Raw genomic sequence first — 17,967 nt, 5'->3', positions numbered from 1 at the left:
CTGCGGGATCCCTGCGGGGATCAGGACTTGCGGGAATACTTGCCCGGCAGCACTTCGCTCAGCTTCTTGCCGCCGCCGAAGCTTTCGCTGTCGGTGGCGATGTCGCCGCTGCGCTGGGCTTCGATCAATTCGGCCTGAACTTGCTCACGGGTCTTGCCGGCCACCTTGGCCTTGGCGGGGTAGTTGCCCGGAACGATCTCGTTCATCTTGCGGCCGCGGTTGTCGGGGTAGTGCGGGGCGATGTCGCCGGTGCGGATGGCTTCGGCCAGCTCGGCCTGGACTTGCTCGCGGGTCTTGCCTGCGCCCTGGAACTTGGCGGGGTAGTTGCCCGGCAGGACTTCGTTCAGCTTGCGGCCGCCGCCGAAGCTTTCGCTGTCGGTGGCGATGTCGCCGGTGCGCTGGGCCTGGACCAGTTCGGCCTTGACTTCAGCGCGGGTCTTGCCAGCGGATTCTTCGGCCAGGACTTGGCCGGCGGACAGGGCGGCCACAGAGAGAGCCAGGATGGAGACGGTAGTGCGGTTCATGATGTCAATACTTTCCAAAAAACGAGATAACTGATCCCTGTCTGGCCGTGTGGGCCGGGCCGGGATCCCGTCGGTGCGCTTGCGTTTGGCGTTTGCTGCATCGATGGGATGAACTGTAAGATTTCGGAATCAATAGATAAATGGTCTGGATGGTCATGTGGTATTTCTAAAATAGAAATAATCGAGGGGTTGAAATTCCGAAAGCTCCCATGGACCGTCTGCTTTCCATGCGGGTGTTCCAGCGCGTTGTCGACGAAGGCAGTTTTGCCGCCGCCGCCCGTGTGCTGGACATGTCCGCCCCCGTTGTGACCCGCCTTGTGGCCGATCTGGAGGAACACCTGGGTTCCCGGCTGCTGCAGCGTTCGACCCGCCGTCTGGCGCTCACCGACGCGGGCCAGCTTTATCTGAACCGTGTGCGCAACATCCTGCAGGACGTCGAGGAAGCGGACGAGATCGTCGGCGCCCACACCCGTGAGCTCGGTGGCTTGTTGCGTCTGCATGCGCCGCCCGTGCTGGCCAGCTATGTGATCGCGCCCCTGCTGGCGGGCTTTCGCGAGCGCTATCCGAACATCCAGATCGACATGGAGGTCGAGACCGTGCGCGACCCGGCGGTCGAGGACTTCGACATCACGCTGGTGCCGGCCGATGAAAGCTTCAACGCCGATCTGGTGGCGCGCAAGGTCATCGAGTCCGACGCCATCCTGGTTGCCTCCCCCGCCTATGTACAGCGTCGCGGCTTGCCGCAGACCCCGGCCGATCTCGCGCGGCACGATTGCCTGCGCCACAAGACGCAGAACGGCCGCTACCGCCAGTGGCGCATGTGGCCCGAGGGCCAGCCCGGCCTGACCGAGGAAGTTGAAGTCAAGCCCGTGCTGGTGGCCAATCACACCGACACGCTGCTGCGCGCCGCCCTGGACGGCACGGGCATCACCTCGGTCACGATGGAACTGGTGGCAGCGTCCATCACGCGCGGTGACCTCGTGCGTGTGCTCTCGCCCTGGATCACCGGACGGCTCTCCATGTATGCGGCACTGCCGAGCCGCAAATTCATCCCCCAGCGCAGCCGCGTCTTCCTGGACTACCTGATGGAGCAGACGCGCGAGCAGAGCCAGCGCGCGCTGGAGGCCTGTGCCGCCTGCTGACACCGGGCGCTGTGTGTACTCATTGAGCTTCAGGTATTCTGGCCGGTTCAACAACAGGCTGGAGCGTGGTATGTGGGTACAGCGGCAGGTTCTGGAGACCAGGGATTGTTCCAGGGAGCACGCATGAGCGACACCGTGCGTTCCGTCGCGCTTCTGCTCTGGTCGGCCGATCTCTCGGCACCGCAACGCCTGGCCACACCTTTCGTGCTGGCCCAGGCCGCCGCCGTGATGGACCTGGACGTGGAGATCTACTTCACCGCGCAAAGCGTGCAGCTGCTCACGCCCCAGGCGGGCGCCACGCCCGTGGGTTTCGGGCCCGAGCAGCGCGTCCTGGCCGACTACCTGGCCCAGATGCAGGAGCTCGGCATCGGCCTCTACGCCTGCGGCCAGGCCCTGCATGCGGCCGGCCTCACACGCGGGCAGCTCATTCCCCTGTGCAGCGGCATCGGTGGTTCGGTGCAGTTCATGGGCCGCGCCGCCGACCCGGCCTGGCGCACCCTGGTGTTCTGAATACCTCCTCGCGGGGGGGGCGTGCCGCGATGCGGGGAACTTTATAGTTCCTCCTTTTCCTGCAGGAACATCGACATGTTTTCAAGACGGCAATTTGCCGCCACCGGTCTCGGCCTGGTGGGTGCTTCCATCGCCGGGGCGCAGAGCCTGCTGGCCGCGCCGGCACCGGGACCGTCCATACAGACTTATCTGGGTGAACTGGAAGCCGCCGCCCAGGGGCGTCTGGGCGTGGCCATCCTGGATACCGCGACGGGGCAGACCCACGGTTACCGCGCTGATGAACGCTTCATGATGCTGAGCTCCTTCAAGCTGCTGGCCAGTGCACTGGTGCTGCACCGGGTGGACGCAGGACGGGAGTCGCTGCAGCGGCGCATGGCCTATGCCGTGCGGGATCTCATCCCCTGGTCGCCCGTCACGCAGCAGCATGTCGACAAGGGCAGCATGAGTCTGGCGCAGTTGTGCGAGGCCACCATCACCACCAGCGACAACACAGCGGCCAATCTCATCCTGTCCAGCTACGGCGGCCCGGCCGCCTTGACCGCCTATGCACGCCAACTCGGCGACGGCATCACCCGGCTGGACCGGACCGAACCCGGGCTCAACATGCCCACGCCCGATGGCTTGATGGACACGACCACACCGCGTGCCATGCTCGGCACCCTGCACAAGCTGCTGGTGGGGGAGGCGCTTTCTGTGTCGTCGCGCAGCCTGCTGCTGCAATGGCTGGGCGCCAACACCACGGGTGGGCAGCGCCTGAAGGCCGGCCTGCCGGCAGACTGGCGTATCGGTGACAAGACCGGCACCAACAAGACCGATGCCAACGACATCGCCATCGTCTGGCCGCCGCAGCGCGCGCCGGTGCTGGTCACGGCCTACCTGGCCGACAGCCCGGCCAGCAGCCAGGTCAAGGAAGAGACCCTGGCGAAAGTCGGCCAGCTGGTGCGGCGCATCGCAGGCTGAGCAGGGCCACCACCTCCCATGTGAGTGCGTTCCTCGCCCGTGTTTGCTTCAGAATCGGGGAATGAACCGCAACATAGGCTACGCCCTGCTGGCGGCTGCGCTGTTTGGCGCCAGCACACCCCTGGCCAAGCTGCTGCTGGGTGAGGTCTCGCCGCTCCTGCTGGGGGGCCTGCTTTATCTGGGCAGCGGGGTCGGGCTGGCGCTGGTGCGGTTGCTGCGTGACCGTGCCTGGCTGGCCTCGGGTCTGGGCGCGGGCGAATGGCCCTGGCTCCTGGGTGCCATCTTCTTTGGCGGTGTGCTGGGGCCGGTGGCCTTGTTGTCCGGCCTGACCCAGACCAGCGCCTCCATTGCCTCGTTGCTGCTCAACCTCGAGGCCGTGCTCACTGCCGCGCTGGCCTGGATGGTCTTCAAGGAAGGCGCGGACCGCCGTATCGTGCTGGGCATGCTGGCCATCGTGGCAGGCGGCATCGTCCTGTCCTGGCCTGGGACCCAGGCCGGCTGGACCCACTGGACCGGGCCCCTGCTGATCGCGCTGGCCTGCCTGTGCTGGGCCATCGACAACAACCTCACGCGCCGGGTAGCCGCATCCGACGCCCTGTTCATTGCCGGCGGCAAGGGTCTGATCGCCGGTACCGTCAATGTGCTGCTGGCCTGGTTGCTGGGAGCCGCCTTGCCGGGTGTGGGGGCCGGCGCTGCCATGCTCGCGGTCGGTCTGCTGGGTTATGGCTGCAGCCTCGCGCTCTTTGTGCTGGCGCTGCGCGGCCTGGGCACGGCGCGTACCGGGGCCTACTTTGCCACCGCGCCTTTCATCGGTGCGGCCCTGTCCTTTGTCTTGCTGGGCGAGTCGGCGAATGGTGCGTTCTGGCTGGCGGCAGCGCTGATGGCCCAGGGCGTCTACCTGCATCTGACGGAGCGCCACGAACACGAGCACAGCCATGAGCCCTTGGCCCACGCCCATCCCCATGCGCACGATGCCCACCACCAGCACCCGCACGACTTTGCCTGGGATGGCCAAGAGCCGCACGCGCACTGGCACCAGCACCCCGCGGTAACGCACAAGCATCCCCACTACCCGGACATCCACCACCGTCACAGGCATTGAGGCCGGGAGGGCCCGGGCGCGTCAACCCGCCGCGGCCATCACCACGCCGGCTTCGTCCACCGCGGCCATCGCGGCCTGCCCTGCTTTCAGGCCATGGCCGGCCGCGGCAAAACCCACCAACTGCACACCACTGCCCAGGCGCAGGCCGACCTCGCCGCCCGCGGCCGCGCGCGAGGCGCGGGTCACCACCCCCTGCAATACGTTGCGCGTGGGGGAGGGCGCGATGCGCTGCGCCACCTGCACCGCCGTGGCCTTGCACAGGGCCAGCACCTGCAGGCCGGCCTGCAGGCCCAGCAGCTGCACGCTCTCGCGCGTGATGCGGGCATGGAGCATGGCGCCGTCGGCCAGCAGCAGCTGTACGCGCACCAGCCCCTGCAGCGGTTTGATCACGCCGACCGTGCAGGGAAACTGGTTGCGCATGCTGGTGCGCAGGGACAGGGCGGCGCGCCCCGGTGTGCCAGCCGCACCGGTGCCGAGCTGCGCCAGCACCTGTTGCCGTGCACGGGCCAGCACCTCGGCCGCCTCCAGCACGCGCTGGCCGGCAGGGGTCAGCGCCGCGCCGCCACCGCCACTGCCGCCCACGGCCTTTTCCACCAGCGGGGTGCCGGCCAGGTTGGCCAATGTCTCCAGCGCCTGCCAGGCCGCCTTGTAACTCACACCCGCGCCGCGCGCCGCTTCCGAGATGGAGCCCGCCTGCCCGATGCGGCGCAGGATGTCGATGCGCTTGTCGCTGGCCTCGAAACCCAGCACCTCGGCCAGAGGCAATGTCTTGCGGTTCATGCGGTGGTTTCGCTATTCATGGTGTGAATAGCGTAGCAGACTTCATGCTACAGTTTCGCTATTCATTTTCTGAATAGCGAGGTCTTGCATGAAACGCTTGGGTTGGGTTCTTTCCCTGGTCTGTCTTTCGTCTGCGGCGCAGGCCGCCGAAGTGTCTGTCGCGGTGGCGGCCAACTTCACCGCACCCATGCAGAAGATCGCCCCCCTGTTCGAGGCCGACACCGGCCACAGGGCCGTGCTGGCCTTCGGTTCCACGGGGCGCTTCCACGCGCAGATCAGGAATGGCGCACCCTTCCAGGTGCTGCTGGCGGCCGATGACGAAACGCCGGCCAGGCTGGAACAGGAGGGGCAGGGCGTGGCCGGCACGCGTTTCACCTACGCCATTGGCCGCCTCGTGTTGTGGAGCAGGCAGCCCGGCCTGGTGGACGACAAGGGCGAGGTGCTGAAGGCCGGCAAATTCGACAAGCTCGCCCTGGCCGACCCCAGGCTGGCCCCCTACGGCCTGGCCGCCATCGAGACATTGACCCGGCTGGGCCTGCTGGAAGCGCTGCGGCCGAAGTTCGTGCAGGGCGAGAACATCGCGCAGGCCTACCAATACGTCGCCACGGAAAACGCGCCGCTGGGTTTTGTCGCCTACTCACAGGTGCTGGCCGACGGCCGTCTGCAGGGCTCGGCCTGGCTGGTGCCGGCCGACCTGCACACGCCCATCCGGCAGGATGCGCTGCTGCTCGCCAAGGGCAAGGACAACCCGGCCGCTGCCGCCCTGCTGCAGTACCTGCGCGGCGAGAAGGCGCGTGCCATCGTCCGCTCTTACGGCTACGATCTCCAGGATGTGCAGAAATAGCGTGACAGGCCCTGGTCTGTAGCCCGGAGATGCCCCTCAGTTCCCAAGCCCTGCAGGCCGTCTGGCTCACCCTGGAGCTGGCCGCGCTCACCACCGTGCTCCTGCTGCTGCTGGCCACGCCGCTGGCCTGGTGGCTGGCGCAGACGCGGTCACGCTGGCGTGCGCCCGTCAGCGCCCTGGTCACGCTGCCGCTGGTGCTGCCGCCCTCGGTGCTGGGTTTCTACCTGCTGGTGGCCATGGGCCCGCAGGGGCCGCTGGGCCAGCTCACGCAAGCCCTGGGCTGGGGCCTGCTGTCCTTCACCTTCACGGGCCTGCTGATCGGCTCCATCATCTACTCGCTGCCCTTCGCGGTGCAGCCCCTGCAACACGCCTTCGAGTCCCTGGGCAGCCGCCCGCTGGAAGTGGCGGCCACCCTGCGTGCCCGCCCGCTGGACGCCTTCTTCACCGTGGCCCTGCCGCAGGCGCGAGCCGGCTTTCTGACCGCGGCCATCCTGAGTTTTGCGCACACCGTGGGTGAGTTCGGCGTGGTGCTCATGATCGGCGGCAACATCCCGGGGCAGACCCGGGTGGTCTCGACACAGATCTACGGCCATGTGGAAGCCATGGAATACGCCCAGGCCCACTGGCTGGCCGGCGGCATGGTGATCTTCTCCTTTGCCGTGCTGCTGAGCCTGGCCCTGCTGCGCCGGCGCAGCACGCGGGTGCTGCTATGAGCGTTGAAGAGCTGCAGATCAGCCTCACGCTGCCGCGGGTCGACTTCGATCTGCACGTCAACCTGGCGCTGCCCGCGCGCGGCATCACCGTGCTGTTCGGCGCCTCCGGTTCGGGCAAGACCAGCGTGCTGCGTTGTGTGGCCGGTCTGGAGCGCGCCCACCATGCACGCGTGGTGGTGGGGGGCGAGGTCTGGCAGGACGATGCGCAGCGCCTCTTCCTGCCCACCCACCGCCGCGCCCTGGGGTATGTCTTCCAGGAAGCCAGCCTGTTCGATCACCTGGATGTGCAGGGCAATCTGCGCTACGGCATGCAGCGCGCCCGCGCGCCCGGCGCCGAACTCACCCTGCACACCGCCGTGCAATTGCTGGGCATAGGTGACCTGCTGCGCCGTCGCACCGACCAGCTTTCGGGTGGCGAGCGCCAGCGCGTGGCCATCGCGCGGGCCCTGGCCACCGCCCCCAAGGTGCTGCTGCTGGACGAACCCATGGCCGCGCTGGACCAGGCGCGGCGCCAGGACATCCTGCCCTGGCTGGAGCGATTGCGCGACGAACTGCGCATCCCCATGCTCTATGTCACCCACTCGGCCGACGAACTGGCGCGCCTGGCCGACCAGCTGGTGGTGCTCGAACGCGGCCGCGTCAAGGCCTCAGGCCCTGTGCAGGAGGTGCTCTCGGCCATCGACAGCCCCGTGGTGGTGGGGGAAGACGCCGGGGCCCTGCTCGGCGGCAAGGTGGCCGAGCGCGACGCGCACTGGCAGCTGGTGCGCGTGGCCTTCGACGGCGGCAGCCTCTGGCTGCGCGACAGTGGCGTGCCCGTGGGCCAGGCCGTGCGCCTGCGGGTGCTGGCCCGCGACGTGAGCCTGACCACCGTGGAGCCCCAGCACACCAGCATCCAGAACCATCTGCCCGGCACCCTCGAATCCATCGCACCCGATGCCCACCCCTCGCAGGTGCTGGTGCGGGTGCGTTGTGGGGCCTCGGTGCTGCTGGCCCGTATCACGCGCCGGGCCCTGGATGCGCTGGGCCTGCAGCCGGGGCGTGCGGTCTGGGTGCAGGTGAAGTCGGTGGCACTGGTGCAATAGGGGCGTCGGGCCTGGGGGGGCGGCCCCGAAATGACTTGAAACAAACTTTCCTGGCCCGGGTATGCAAAGACGTGTATCGTGCTGCGGTGGTGACCGATATCAGGGAAGAATAAGCGTCGGCACACCGCCAGGGCATGGAGACCGTGAACGGGCTCTGGCCCCTGGTTTTGTGTTTCGTGTACAACCCAGCCCTGAACATGTTCGGTCTCTTCAAGCAGAAGCCCCCTGCGGCGCCCTCTACGCCCTTCGGCGAGGATCCCATCACGGACCTCGGGCCGCGGCGCATGAACCTGGAGGAACGCAAGCAGGTACGCCGCGAGATGGTCTACCAGTCCGTGCGCGAAAACCTGCTGCAGCTGGAAATCATCTCGGGCATGTACAAGTTCAAGGCGGTGGGCCTGGACGAGCGGCAGCACCGCTTCATGGTGGTCGTGGACGTGGCCACCGGTTTTGTCGCCAAACGCGGCGGCACGGTGATGCGCCTGAACGAGGTGGAGAAATTCCTCACCGAACGCACCTTCGCCCAATACGGCGTGCGCATCGATGCAATCTACTGGCGCTTCCACCCGGGTATCACCAGCTTCGTGCGCGGCGCCCGGCCCGGCGACGGGGGCAAGACCGTGGTGCCCAAAGCCGCGCCAGCGCCTGCCCCTGAAGTGCAGACCCCGGTACTCGCGCGCCGACCGGGTTCCCGCCATGAACCGGTGAGCCCGGAGGAGATGCGCGCCTTCGAGCAGGCCATCGCCCGCGGCGTCAAACCGCCGCCCCTGCACCTGGGGGATTTTGAGTACCAGTCCGACCTGGTGCCTCTGGAGTCCCAGCCCGCGTCCGGTGGCACGCAATACGGCTCCCTCTGAGGCTCACGCCTCGTCGGCTGCCGGCCTGATCCGCTCGCGCAGATCGTTCATCAAGCGCTCCAACGCCTCGCGTTCACGGGTCCCGAGCCCGCCGAACAGGTCCGTGGCCAGGCTGGCCTCGATGGCCAGGAACCACGCGCACTCCTTCTCGCCGGTAGGTGTCACGTTCAGGCGCCAGACCCGGCGGTCCTGCTCGTCCGGGGTGCGGGCCAGCCAGGCCTGTTCCTCCAGTTCGCGGATCAGCCGCGTGATCTGCCCCTTGTCCCGGCCCATGGCCTGGCCCAGCTGCTGCTGGGTCCAGCCCGGGTGACGCTGGCACAGGGTGAGGGCGCGCAGGTGCACCGGGCCCAGGGCGTGCCCGTCGTCCGCCTGCATGCGGTCCTTCATCACCTGCCGCACGCTGCCGAACAGGGTCATGAAAGCCTGAAAGATGGCCAGGGCTGAATCGGTGTCGCGGCGGCTGGGTTTGCTCATGGTCGTTGAAGGTTGATAAAGTCAACCATCTGCTACAATGTTGCTATTGTCAACTATTCAGGCCGCCATGAACACCACCCGTCCCGTCGCCCCTCCTGCCGCCCCGGTGCGCACCCTGCGCAAGCTCCTGCCCCCGCTGATCATCATGCCCTCGGTGGCGTTGGTCCTCAGCGCCTTCATGACCTGGGCCAACGTGGGTTTTGGCGCGGCCTATCTTCCCACCTGGTTGCGCAGCTTCTGCAGCAGCCTGGTCATCCTGCCCCTGGTGCTGGCCAGCCTGGGCCCGCTGGAGCGCCTGGTGCTCCGGCTCTTTCCCGCCATGCACGGCTTCGCACGAAAGATCATCGTGTCCCTGCTGACGGCCTTCACCATCGAAAGCGTGCTGGCCCTCGCGGTCACCCTCATCAACAGCCCCTGGGGCAGCGGCATGGGCCACTACTGGTGGACGGCCTTCAGCCGCTCCCTGCCCGTAGGCGTGCTGATCGGTTTCTTCATGGCTTTTTACGTGAAGCCCCGGCTGCAGCGCATGATGCAGGCCGCGCAGGCCTGAAATCAGGCGGACCTTGTCGCCAGCTGTTCGGTCAGGGCGCTGATGGGCATGGGCCTGGCATAGAGCCAACCCTGGGCGTAGGGCACGCCGTGTTCACGCAGGTAGTCGGCCTGGGCCTGGGTTTCCACGCCTTCGGCAATCATGCGCAGATGCAGTGAGCGGGCCATGTCGATGATGTGGAACACCACGTGCGAGGTGGCCGAGCCCGTGCCTATGCTGCTGACAAAACTCTTGTCGATTTTCAGATAGTCCACCTCCAGCGAGGTCAGGTAGGACAGGCTGGAGTAACCGGTGCCGAAATCGTCGATGGCCACATGGAAGCCCATCTTGCGCAGGTCGCGCAGATTGTGTTTGGCCGTCTCTGCGTTCATGAACACGCGCTCGGTCGCCTCCACGTGCACATTGTCCGCGCGTATGCCCATGTCGCGCACCGTGCTGCCCAGCCGTTCCACATTGGCCGGGTCTTCAAGATCGACGGGCGCGAAGTTCAGGCTGATGAAAAACTCCGGGCGGGCCAACAGCAGGGCCGAGGCGTCGCGCGCGAAGGTCTTCAACACGTAGGCGGTCAGGGCCTGGGCCATGCCACGTCGCTCGGCCATGGGGATGAAGAGGTCGGGGCTCACCATCGTTCCGTCACGTTGTTGCCAGCGCAGCAGTGCCTCGGCGCCCACCCAGTGGCCATCGCGCAGGTCCACGATGGGTTGGTACAACAGAAAGAGTTCCCCGGTCCTCAGTCCGTGTCGCAACTGGGCCGGCATGCCGATCTGCTGCAGGGTCCCGAAGTAGATGCACAGCACCAGGATGATGCCGGCGATGGTGCCTATCGGCAGCATCCACAGCATGTGCTGCCGGCCTCGCTGGGCGATGACCTTGACCGGGATGGCCGCATAGGCGGCGTAGTTGTAGGCCGCAGAGCGTTTCATCGCCACGACGTAATCCTGGTCCACCCAGATCGCCTGCAGGTCCTGGCCCAGGTTGTTCAGCCACTGCGGCTGCCAGACGCCGTGCTGGAAGAGCAGCTGTTTGCTGCGCAGGCCCACCAGGCCCACGGCCAGGTCCGGGTCGTCCAGCGTCATGGTGGAGGCAAGCTCGACGTGGGCAAACGCGGCGTAGCCGCTCTTGGCCGACGTGCTCACGCGGAAGGTGCTGGTGGCGCTCAGGGGCAGCTTCACGTCCTTGCGCACGTAGTAGCCGAAGATGCTCAGGAAATCGGGCGGCCCCAGGTCCAGTCCCTTGTCGTGCCGGCCCAGGGACGAACACATCAGCCGGTTGTTGGCGACGTAACCCACCACGTGCAGGCGGCTGGAGGTGAGCATCAGCTCGCGCATCAGCGCGATGTTGGCGTCGGAGCAGGGATCGGCGGCGCTGGTGGCTTCCAGTTTCTGGACCACGCTGATGATCTGGTCGGAGATGGTGACGTTGTCGCGCAGGACCTCTGTGGCGATCGCATAGGCGCGTTCTTCCTGCGCCAGGCGGCTCTGCCGGTCGGACAGCATGAGCGAGACGACGATGGGCGCGACAAATGCCAGCAAACCCATGCCGTAGGCCAGCGTCAGGACAACCATCCGCCTCATGCAGTCTCCCTGAGAGTTGTTCTAGGTATGTCGCTCTGCAGGGGCCGTTGTAGCATGAATCCGCAAGCATGACCACCTTGCGGAACGCGCCCACTGTGTAACAGGGGCGAGGCTTGCGCGCCGATCCTCAGCCGGGCGGCATCCGCTCGACGGCTGGCAAGGATGGATCGATGGTGTCCCAAGCCAGCCCGCGCACGCTGTAGGTGAGCACCTGCGGCGAGAAACGGCCCGGCTCGTCCAGGCTGGTCGCCGGGACCGCGATCAGGTCCGGCATGGCGGCAAAGCGCAGGTAGACCGGTGTTCCGCAGACCGGGCAGAAAGCGTGGACCTTCACATTGCCGCTGTCGCCCGCCACCTCCCAGTGCCTGGCCTCGCCGGTGATCGCCATTTCGGCGCGCGCGGGAAAGGTCAGCCAGGAGCCGTGCCCGGTGCCGCTGCGTCGTTGGCAGTCGCGACACTGGCAGTGGTTCTGGAAAACGGGCGCGTGCTGGGTGGCGTAGCGAATCGCGCCGCACGCGCATCCGCCGGTGTAGGGCTGGGTCATGAGCAACTCCCGGTTCAGGCCGTCTTCGGTTTGGCGAAGACGTCGATGCCTTGCCCGGTTTCCAGCAGAGACTTCAGGCTGGACAGCACGATAGGCCAGCCCTGCTGGATGCCCTTGGCCATGCCGCTGCCGGCCTCGAGTTCATCGTGGGTGACGGTCAGCTTCACCATGTCCTCGTACGCGGACACGTCGAAACTCACGCGGCTGTAGGCATTCGGATCGGCGGCCTGCGAGGGGCTGGCCCAGCTGATGACCAGGCGCGTCGGCGGCACGACCTCAATCACTTTGCCCACCACATTGACCGAGCGTTGCTCGTTGGCGCGTACATGCTCCCAGCTTGAACCGGGCTTCCAGTCGGAGACGTTCTCGTGGCCCCAGTAGCGCCGCGCGATCTCGGGCTTCGTGATGGCCTCGAACACCTTTTCCGGCGTCGAGCGGATGTAGGTCACATAAACGAAGCTGGTCTTCTCTTTGCTCATCGTCACTCTCCTTCGAGTTCCTTTTTCAGGTCGTGCAGCAGGCTGAGCCGCTGACGTTCGAATTTGCGCACCCACCGCTCGTAGACCTCGTGCAGCGGCACCGGGTTGATGAAATGCAGCTTCTCCCGGCCACGCCAGACCGTGCTCACCAGATTGGCTGCCTCGAGCAGCCCGATATGCTGGGTGGCCGATTGCCGCGCCATGTCCAGCTGTTCACAGAGCTCGCTCAGGGTCTGCCCGTTTTTTTCACAGAGCAGGTCGAGCAGCTTTCTGCGTGTCGGATCGCCCAGTGCCTTGAAAACCTTGTCTGCGTCCATTCGTTGTGTGGGTGCGTGAGGGAATTATATGCAGGTAAATACCTGCATGTCAAATGACGCATCAAACGTCCTGGGTCTTGGGCTTTTTCAGATCGAAGTGGCCTTGCGCCACCGTCAGGCCGTTCACCAGCAGTTCCACCGCGTGCCGCCCCGGGTAGTGCACGCGCGTGGTGAAGTTCGTGACAGTCTGCTTCTTCTCCAGTGCCAGTTCGGCGCCGCCTGCGAGTTCCAGCGTGCGCAGCTTGAAGACCTTGCGGCTGGTCTCGCCGTTTTTCTTCACGTAGTGGATGGCGTAGTCGATCACCAGCTTCTGCGCCTGTCGCGTGGCGGAGCGCAGTGCCGCGTTCAGCTGCAGCGTCTGCCCCAGGCGCAGCGTGGTCGGGCTCACCTCGAAAGAGGTCAGCTCCACCTTGGCTCCCCGCGCGACGCCTATGAGCTGGAGCGCACGCGGGTGGCCGGCCTTGATCAGGTTGCGCAGTGCGTGCTTGACGATCCATTGCGTTTCGGCCTGCTCGCGAGGCCAGCCCTCCAGCAGCGCCAGCACCCAGTCGGGGTGGTCCTTGGCCATGTCGTTGAGGTGGTTGGCCACCGAGCGGCGCACATAGTCGCTCGGGTCGGCCCGGAGTTTTTCCAGGATGGGTCGCGCGCGCTGCGGCTCGGCCGCCAGCAGCGGCAGGCGCCGGGCCCAGGGCAGGCGAGGGCGCGTGCCTTCGCTGGCCAGGCGGCGCACGTGTTCGTTGCTGTCCTCGGCCCAGCGCAGGGCCAGGGCCAGCACGGCCTCCGGGTCCCGCGCGATATAGGGGCGGATAGCGAACTCCGCGCTGCTGTAGGGCGTGAGCTCGCGCAGAGCCTCCAGCGAGAGCTCGAAGTGTTCCAGCCCGTGCCGGCCCACGAACTCGGGCAGCACCATATCGGCAAAGCCGCCGGGCAGCAGCGGTGCCATCTTGCGCACGATCTTCAGGGCCTGGGGGTAGTCCGCCGGCAGGTGCGCGCGCAGGCTGTCCGCAGCGCGGCTCATGCGCTGCATGATGGACAGCGCATCCAGGTCCTTGCGCGCCATGGCCAGATAGGCCCGCTCGTCAAACGCAGGGTGCACCTGCGCTGCCACGCGGCCGATCCCGGCCATCACCTTGGCGTTCAGCAGTTCTTTGAGCAGCGGTGCGGATTCTTGTTCTGTAGACATGGGGCGGGTGCGGTTTGCAGGACGGTTGTTGCCAGCACAGGCATTTCGGAGATGATGCCACCCCCGGTCCTGGGGGTCTGGCGTCCCGCGCTGCTGTTCGCCCTGCATCTGCCGCACATTGGCTGGGGTCGCCGCGACTCGCCGGTTGCACGACACAGGAAAATCCGGCCGGTGGCAACTGATGGGGGCGCTGCCCTTTCTCCGCTTTCTTGTGCCGATCGCCTTGCTCATCGAGGACAGCGTTCCGGTCAGCACCGCCGCAGCGTGAATCACAAGCGCCCCGTCCGATGTGGCAATAGGCCAAATGGATCAAGGGTATACCCTTGGCCTCTATTGACACCCAAGGCGCACAGTAAGGGACGGTGAAAACACAAAAGAAGGCCATGCGCGAGCCAATTCCTCACCAGCCCACGTTGCGCAACACCCCCCGGGTGTTACGTCGGGTAGAGACTTTATCCTCGCAGGTTCAGGGCAGGTGGATGCTCAGGTTGTATGTCGGCAGCCTGTATCGAAAATGCCCTGTCCATGGACACCCCGCATAACGAGCAGGCACAGCACCCGCACTTGCTCATCCACGCGGCAGGGCCGGCCGAGTACCGGTTTGCCTGGATGACCGCGCTGCTCTCGGCTGGCTTTCTTGCGCTGGTGCTGCCAAATGCCAGCATGCAGCTCAGCCGTTACCCGGCCTTTGTGCCCATCTATGTCACTGCCCTGGTCATCAGCGATCTGATCACCGCCGTGATGCTCTACGGCCAGTACTACGCCATGCGCGCGCGCGGCTTGCTGATCCTGGCCTCGGCCTACCTGTTCACGGCCCTGAGCACCCTGGGTTTTGCGCTGGTCTTTCCGGGCCTCTTCGCGCCCACGGGCCTGCTGGGTTCGGGGCCACAGACCACCTCGTTCATGTACATCTACTGGCACGCGGGTTTCCCGCTGATGGTGATGCTCTACGCCCTGTACAAGCGCGCACCGCCCTTGTCCTTGTCTTCGGCCCGGCTGCCACCCGCGCCGTACCCGATGCTCGCGTCCGTAGCGCTGGTGCTGAGCCTGGTGGGCGCGGGCCTGCTCTGGGCTGTGCTGGGGCACGACCATCTGCCTGTGGTGGTGGACGGAGACCGCGTCACCCCTGGCGGTTTCCGCTGGCTGACCGGCACCTGGCTGCTGAGTGTCGCAGCGCTGGCGCTGCTCTGGCGCAGCAAGCCACATACCGCGCTCGATGTGTGGGTGCTGGTGGTCATGTGTGTCTGGATCTTCGACGTGGCGCTGGCCGCGGTCTTCAATGCGGGGCGTTACGACCTGGGCTGGTACGCCGGGCGCGCCTACGGGCTGCTGGCGGCCTGTTTCCTGCTTGTCGTCTTGCTCGGCGAACAGGCGCGCAGTTATATGCGCATGATGCGCACCTCGGCCGAATTGCGCACCGCCAATGACCTGCTCTGGAAGATCTCCATGCAGGATGGTCTGACCCAGTTGGCCAACCGCCGTTCCTTCGACAAATACTTGCTGGAGCAGCGTGCCATTGCGGCGCGCCACGGGCGTTGCCTGGCCCTGGTGTTGATCGACGTAGACCACTTCAAGGCCTACAACGACCTTTATGGTCACCAGGCCGGAGACGATTGCCTCACGCAGGTCGCAGCGGCGCTGCGCTCCTGTTGCCGCCGGCCCTCGGACCTGGCAGCGCGCTACGGCGGCGAAGAATTCGCCCTGATCCTGCCCGACACCGAACAGCTCGGCGCCGTGCATCTGGCCGAAACCCTGCGCAACACCGTGCTGCGCTGCCAGTTGCCCCATGCCCGTTGCAGCACCGGCCCTTATGTCAGTGTGAGCGTGGGCGTCTCGGTGGCCAAACCCGGCAGCCCGACCGCCGTCGAACCCCTCCTGGCTGCTGCCGACGCCGCCCTCTACCAGGCCAAGAGCGGCGGCCGCAACCGGGTGGTCTATGCCGACGCCGCTACCCCGGCCCCGCGCGAGGCCCCCACAGGGCCCGCGCCTCTGCAGTTGCACCAGGCCTAGGTGGCGTAGGCCAAGCCGGAAGCCACCCCGCCAAACAGATCGCCCTCCACCAGCGGCACCCCCGCGAACTCCGTCTGCAGCGCGCGCTGGAACGGCCGCAGGGCCGAGGAGCCACCGGTGAGGTAGATGGCGCTGAGTGAGCTGTCGCTCACGCCGGCCTTGCGCACACACTCGCGCGCGCAGGCCACGGTGCGTTCCAGCAAGGTGTGCAGGTGTTCCTGCATGCCGGCCACGGTCATCTGCGCAGCCAGACCGGCTTCGATATCGGACAGGTCCATGGCCGCGTCGGCGTCCGCCTGCGAGCAGCGGATCTTGGCCTGTTCCACCTCGTGGGCGATGCGGTGGCCGTGGCGCTCCGTCAGCACACGCATCAGGCGCTGGTGCAGCTTGATGTCGGCGTAGTTGGTCCACAGGGCCTGGGCCTGCGCGAGGGCGCGGGGCTGGTACAGCCAGTGGATCAGGTGCCAGGTGGAGAGGTCGAAGAAGATGCGGCTGGGCACTTCGCGCCCTTCGGGGCCGATGTGGCGGTAGCCCAGCAGGGGCATCACCTGTTCCAGGCTGAGCTTGTGGTCGAAGTCCGTGCCGCCGATGTGCACACCCGTGGTGGCCAGCACATCGGTTGAGCGATCCTTGTTTTTGATGTGGTCCGGCCCCAGCCGCACCACGGTGAAGTCCGAAGTGCCGCCGCCCAGGTCCACCACCAGCACCGTGCTTTCCTGGCTCAGTCGGCGCTCGTAGTCCAGTGCCGCGGCGATCGGCTCCAGCTGGAAAGACACCTCCTTGAAACCCACGGTCTGCGCGGCCTGCAGCAGCGAGGCCTGGGCCAGTGCATCGCGCTCGGCATCGTCGTCCACGAAGTGCACGGGCCGGCCCATCACCACACGCGTGGGCGCCGCGCCCAGGGCCAGGGTGGCGCGTTCGCGCAGCGTGGCGAGAAAGGTGGCGATGATGTCCTGGAAGCTGATCTGTCGGTTGTTGACCACCGTGGTCTCCAGCAGCAGCGGGCTGCCCAGCAGACTCTTGAGCGAACGCATCAGCCGCCCCTCGGTGCCCTCCAGGTATTGCGTCACCGCGTCGCGCCCGAAGTGCGTGCTGAGGTCTTCGTGGTTGTAGAACACGGCGGTGGGCATGGCCGTGGCCGCACCCTCCAATGCGATCAGGCGCGCCGTGCCCCCGGGCTCGGCCCAGGCCATGGCGGAATTGGAGGTGCCGAAGTCGATGCCGAGGGTGCCGAGGAGAGCCATGAAGGGAGGTGTGAGGGCAGGGGACTGCTGGCAGTCTGAAAAGGAGCGGGGATTGTGCCATTGCCAATCCCGCGCAGTTTGGTGCGATATCTCCGCGCTGCTACCATCGCCGCTCTGAAAGATACCGCAGTGTTTCCCATGCCCGTCACCTTCACTCCCGAGTCCATGAGCGCCATGCGTTGCCCGTGCGGGGAGTGGTGCGCCGCTGTGTGCAAGACCTGGCCCCGCAAGCCGGTCGCACATTCCTCAGCCCGGCGATAACTTTTTCACTTTTTCTGCGCAAACCATCCATCGCCGGGCCCCCACCCAGCGCGATCGCGCCCCTGTGCATCTGGTGCAGCGGCGCGCCCCTGATGGAGATGTTGCATGTATTCCAACCCCAGTGCTGAACGCCAGCTCACCGAACTCGACTTCGCCCGCCTGTCCAGCCTCTATGGCAAACCCCTGCCTGCAGAACTGGGTGCAGCCCACCTCGTACCTTCGCGAGAGATCGCACCCGATATCGTCACCATGTACTCGCAGGTGGAGATCGTGGTGCTCGATTCCGGCCAGCGGCAAAAGCTCACGCTGTGCTACCCCCGTGATACCGATCCGGCGCTGGGTTGGGTTTCGGTGCTCTCGCCCATAGGCGCAGCCCTGCTGGGCCTGCGCCTGGGTGATATGGCCCGTTGGCGTCTGCCGCATGGTGAGGAGCGCTGCGCTGAAGTGGCGGCCATCCTCTTCCAGCCCGAAGCCGCGGGCGACTACGTCAGCTGATGTGCGGTCGGCTCAGCGGCGAATGATGCGCAGCAGGACCACCACGACGGCGATCACCAGCAGGATGTGGATGAAGCCGCCCATGGTGTACGAGGACACCAGGCCCAGCAACCACAGGACGATCAGAACGACTGCAACAGTTTCAAGCATGGTTTTCCTTCAGTGACCCATGGTGTTCCCCGCGGGTGGTGCTGTCAAGGCGATAGCACGCGCAGGTCCCGTTGAAGCCGCTACCCCTCAAACAGCAAACCCCGCCAAGGCGGGGTTTGCTGTTGGTGCCGGAGATGTGGGGGAGAAGGTGAGCTCAGCGTCCCGGATCCCC

At 66.3% G+C, this 17,967-nt stretch carries 22 protein-coding genes; 12 read left to right on the top strand and 10 right to left on the bottom strand.

The window, feature by feature from the left end:
- Positions 1–20: 20 nt before the first annotated feature.
- A complete protein-coding gene (locus AC07NT_RS10215; RefSeq protein ID WP_498599134.1) occupies positions 21–524 on the bottom strand; it encodes a DUF4148 domain-containing protein in 504 nt (167 codons plus the stop codon).
- A 209-nt stretch (positions 525–733) separates the two neighbouring features.
- Here AC07NT_RS10215 and AC07NT_RS10210 point away from each other — a divergent pair, with 209 nt between their 5' ends.
- The 4 genes from AC07NT_RS10210 (at position 734) to AC07NT_RS10195 (ending at position 4,238) form a co-directional block, all read left to right on the top strand.
- Positions 734–1,666, top strand: a complete 933-nt coding sequence (locus tag AC07NT_RS10210; RefSeq protein ID WP_498599135.1) for a LysR family transcriptional regulator — start codon at positions 734–736, stop codon at positions 1,664–1,666.
- Between the two features lie 123 nt (positions 1,667–1,789).
- Complete coding sequence (locus AC07NT_RS10205; protein ID WP_498599136.1) at positions 1,790–2,176, top strand: DsrE family protein; 387 nt, start codon at positions 1,790–1,792, stop codon at positions 2,174–2,176.
- 75 nt (positions 2,177–2,251) lie between these two features.
- Positions 2,252–3,136 (top strand): class A beta-lactamase, encoded by an 885-nt coding sequence (bla, locus tag AC07NT_RS10200; protein WP_498599137.1) that lies wholly within the window; start codon positions 2,252–2,254, stop codon positions 3,134–3,136.
- A 61-nt stretch (positions 3,137–3,197) separates the two neighbouring features.
- Entirely contained in the window at positions 3,198–4,238 is a 1,041-nt protein-coding gene (locus AC07NT_RS10195; RefSeq protein ID WP_498599138.1) for a DMT family transporter, read from the top strand.
- 21 nt (positions 4,239–4,259) lie between these two features.
- Here the strand turns inward: AC07NT_RS10195 and AC07NT_RS10190 are convergent, their stop codons facing one another.
- On the bottom strand, positions 4,260–5,018 hold the full coding sequence (locus AC07NT_RS10190) for a TOBE domain-containing protein (protein WP_498599139.1): 759 nt from the start codon (positions 5,016–5,018) through the stop codon (positions 4,260–4,262).
- Positions 5,019–5,106: 88 nt separating this feature from the next.
- On the opposite strand from AC07NT_RS10190, the gene modA reads away from it, so the two are divergent.
- The 4 genes from modA to AC07NT_RS10170 all read left to right on the top strand — a co-directional run bounded on the left by modA (position 5,107) and on the right by AC07NT_RS10170 (position 8,514).
- Positions 5,107–5,862: a molybdate ABC transporter substrate-binding protein gene (modA, locus tag AC07NT_RS10185; protein ID WP_498599140.1), complete on the top strand. Its 756-nt coding sequence runs from the start codon at positions 5,107–5,109 to the stop codon at positions 5,860–5,862.
- 29 nt (positions 5,863–5,891) lie between these two features.
- Positions 5,892–6,575: a molybdate ABC transporter permease subunit gene (modB, locus tag AC07NT_RS10180; protein ID WP_498599141.1), complete on the top strand. Its 684-nt coding sequence runs from the start codon at positions 5,892–5,894 to the stop codon at positions 6,573–6,575.
- The gene (gene modC / locus AC07NT_RS10175) at positions 6,572–7,657 is read left to right on the top strand and encodes a molybdenum ABC transporter ATP-binding protein (protein WP_498599142.1); all 1,086 of its coding nucleotides are present in this window, start codon (positions 6,572–6,574) and stop codon (positions 7,655–7,657) included. The genes modB and modC overlap by 4 nt, the downstream gene beginning before the upstream one ends.
- Positions 7,658–7,833: 176 nt before the next feature.
- Complete coding sequence (locus tag AC07NT_RS10170) at positions 7,834–8,514, top strand: hypothetical protein (protein ID WP_498599143.1); 681 nt, start codon at positions 7,834–7,836, stop codon at positions 8,512–8,514.
- 3 nt (positions 8,515–8,517) lie between these two features.
- On the opposite strand, the gene AC07NT_RS10165 is transcribed toward AC07NT_RS10170, so the two are convergent.
- Complete coding sequence (locus tag AC07NT_RS10165; protein ID WP_498599144.1) at positions 8,518–8,988, bottom strand: MarR family winged helix-turn-helix transcriptional regulator; 471 nt, start codon at positions 8,986–8,988, stop codon at positions 8,518–8,520.
- A gap of 67 nt (positions 8,989–9,055) precedes the next feature.
- On the opposite strand from AC07NT_RS10165, the gene AC07NT_RS10160 reads away from it, so the two are divergent.
- Positions 9,056–9,538, top strand: coding sequence for a DUF2798 domain-containing protein (locus AC07NT_RS10160; protein ID WP_498599145.1), 483 nt, complete (start codon positions 9,056–9,058; stop codon positions 9,536–9,538).
- A 2-nt stretch (positions 9,539–9,540) separates the two neighbouring features.
- Here the strand turns inward: AC07NT_RS10160 and AC07NT_RS10155 are convergent, their stop codons facing one another.
- The 5 genes from AC07NT_RS10155 to AC07NT_RS10135 form a co-directional block, all read right to left on the bottom strand.
- The gene (locus AC07NT_RS10155; RefSeq protein ID WP_498599146.1) at positions 9,541–11,112 is read right to left on the bottom strand and encodes an EAL domain-containing protein; all 1,572 of its coding nucleotides are present in this window, start codon (positions 11,110–11,112) and stop codon (positions 9,541–9,543) included.
- A 127-nt stretch (positions 11,113–11,239) separates the two neighbouring features.
- Positions 11,240–11,656, bottom strand: a complete 417-nt coding sequence (locus tag AC07NT_RS10150) for a GFA family protein (protein ID WP_498599147.1) — start codon at positions 11,654–11,656, stop codon at positions 11,240–11,242.
- Positions 11,657–11,670: 14 nt separating this feature from the next.
- Positions 11,671–12,135 carry an SRPBCC family protein gene (locus AC07NT_RS10145; RefSeq protein ID WP_498599148.1) on the bottom strand — a complete coding sequence of 155 codons (465 nt, stop codon included), beginning with the start codon at positions 12,133–12,135 and terminating at the stop codon, positions 11,671–11,673.
- A 2-nt stretch (positions 12,136–12,137) separates the two neighbouring features.
- Positions 12,138–12,452 (bottom strand): ArsR/SmtB family transcription factor, encoded by a 315-nt coding sequence (locus AC07NT_RS10140; protein WP_498599149.1) that lies wholly within the window; start codon positions 12,450–12,452, stop codon positions 12,138–12,140.
- Positions 12,453–12,513: 61 nt separating this feature from the next.
- Positions 12,514–13,635: a DNA alkylation repair protein gene (locus AC07NT_RS10135; RefSeq protein ID WP_498599150.1), complete on the bottom strand. Its 1,122-nt coding sequence runs from the start codon at positions 13,633–13,635 to the stop codon at positions 12,514–12,516.
- 118 nt (positions 13,636–13,753) lie between these two features.
- On the opposite strand from AC07NT_RS10135, the gene AC07NT_RS10130 reads away from it, so the two are divergent.
- Together AC07NT_RS10130 and AC07NT_RS10125 are read left to right on the top strand one after the other, a co-directional pair.
- Entirely contained in the window at positions 13,754–13,903 is a 150-nt protein-coding gene (locus tag AC07NT_RS10130; protein WP_498599151.1) for a DUF805 domain-containing protein, read from the top strand.
- A gap of 257 nt (positions 13,904–14,160) precedes the next feature.
- Positions 14,161–15,645 (top strand): sensor domain-containing diguanylate cyclase, encoded by a 1,485-nt coding sequence (locus tag AC07NT_RS10125; protein ID WP_498599152.1) that lies wholly within the window; start codon positions 14,161–14,163, stop codon positions 15,643–15,645.
- On the opposite strand, the gene AC07NT_RS10120 is transcribed toward AC07NT_RS10125, so the two are convergent.
- Entirely contained in the window at positions 15,642–16,889 is a 1,248-nt protein-coding gene (locus tag AC07NT_RS10120) for an Hsp70 family protein (RefSeq protein WP_498599153.1), read from the bottom strand. The two genes, AC07NT_RS10125 and AC07NT_RS10120, sit on opposite strands and share 4 nt — an antisense overlap.
- 366 nt (positions 16,890–17,255) lie before the next feature.
- Here AC07NT_RS10120 and AC07NT_RS10115 point away from each other — a divergent pair, with 366 nt between their 5' ends.
- Positions 17,256–17,645 (top strand): GreA/GreB family elongation factor, encoded by a 390-nt coding sequence (locus AC07NT_RS10115; protein WP_498599154.1) that lies wholly within the window; start codon positions 17,256–17,258, stop codon positions 17,643–17,645.
- A 12-nt stretch (positions 17,646–17,657) separates the two neighbouring features.
- Here the strand turns inward: AC07NT_RS10115 and AC07NT_RS10110 are convergent, their stop codons facing one another.
- Positions 17,658–17,795, bottom strand: a complete 138-nt coding sequence (locus AC07NT_RS10110) for a lmo0937 family membrane protein (protein WP_498599155.1) — start codon at positions 17,793–17,795, stop codon at positions 17,658–17,660.
- Positions 17,796–17,967: the final 172 nt, after the last annotated feature.

Source organism: Hylemonella sp. GW821-FHT10B10 (assembly GCF_059415585.1).
Note: the sequence above shows the minus strand (reverse complement) of the source record. Positions and strands in the feature narration are given on the sequence as shown.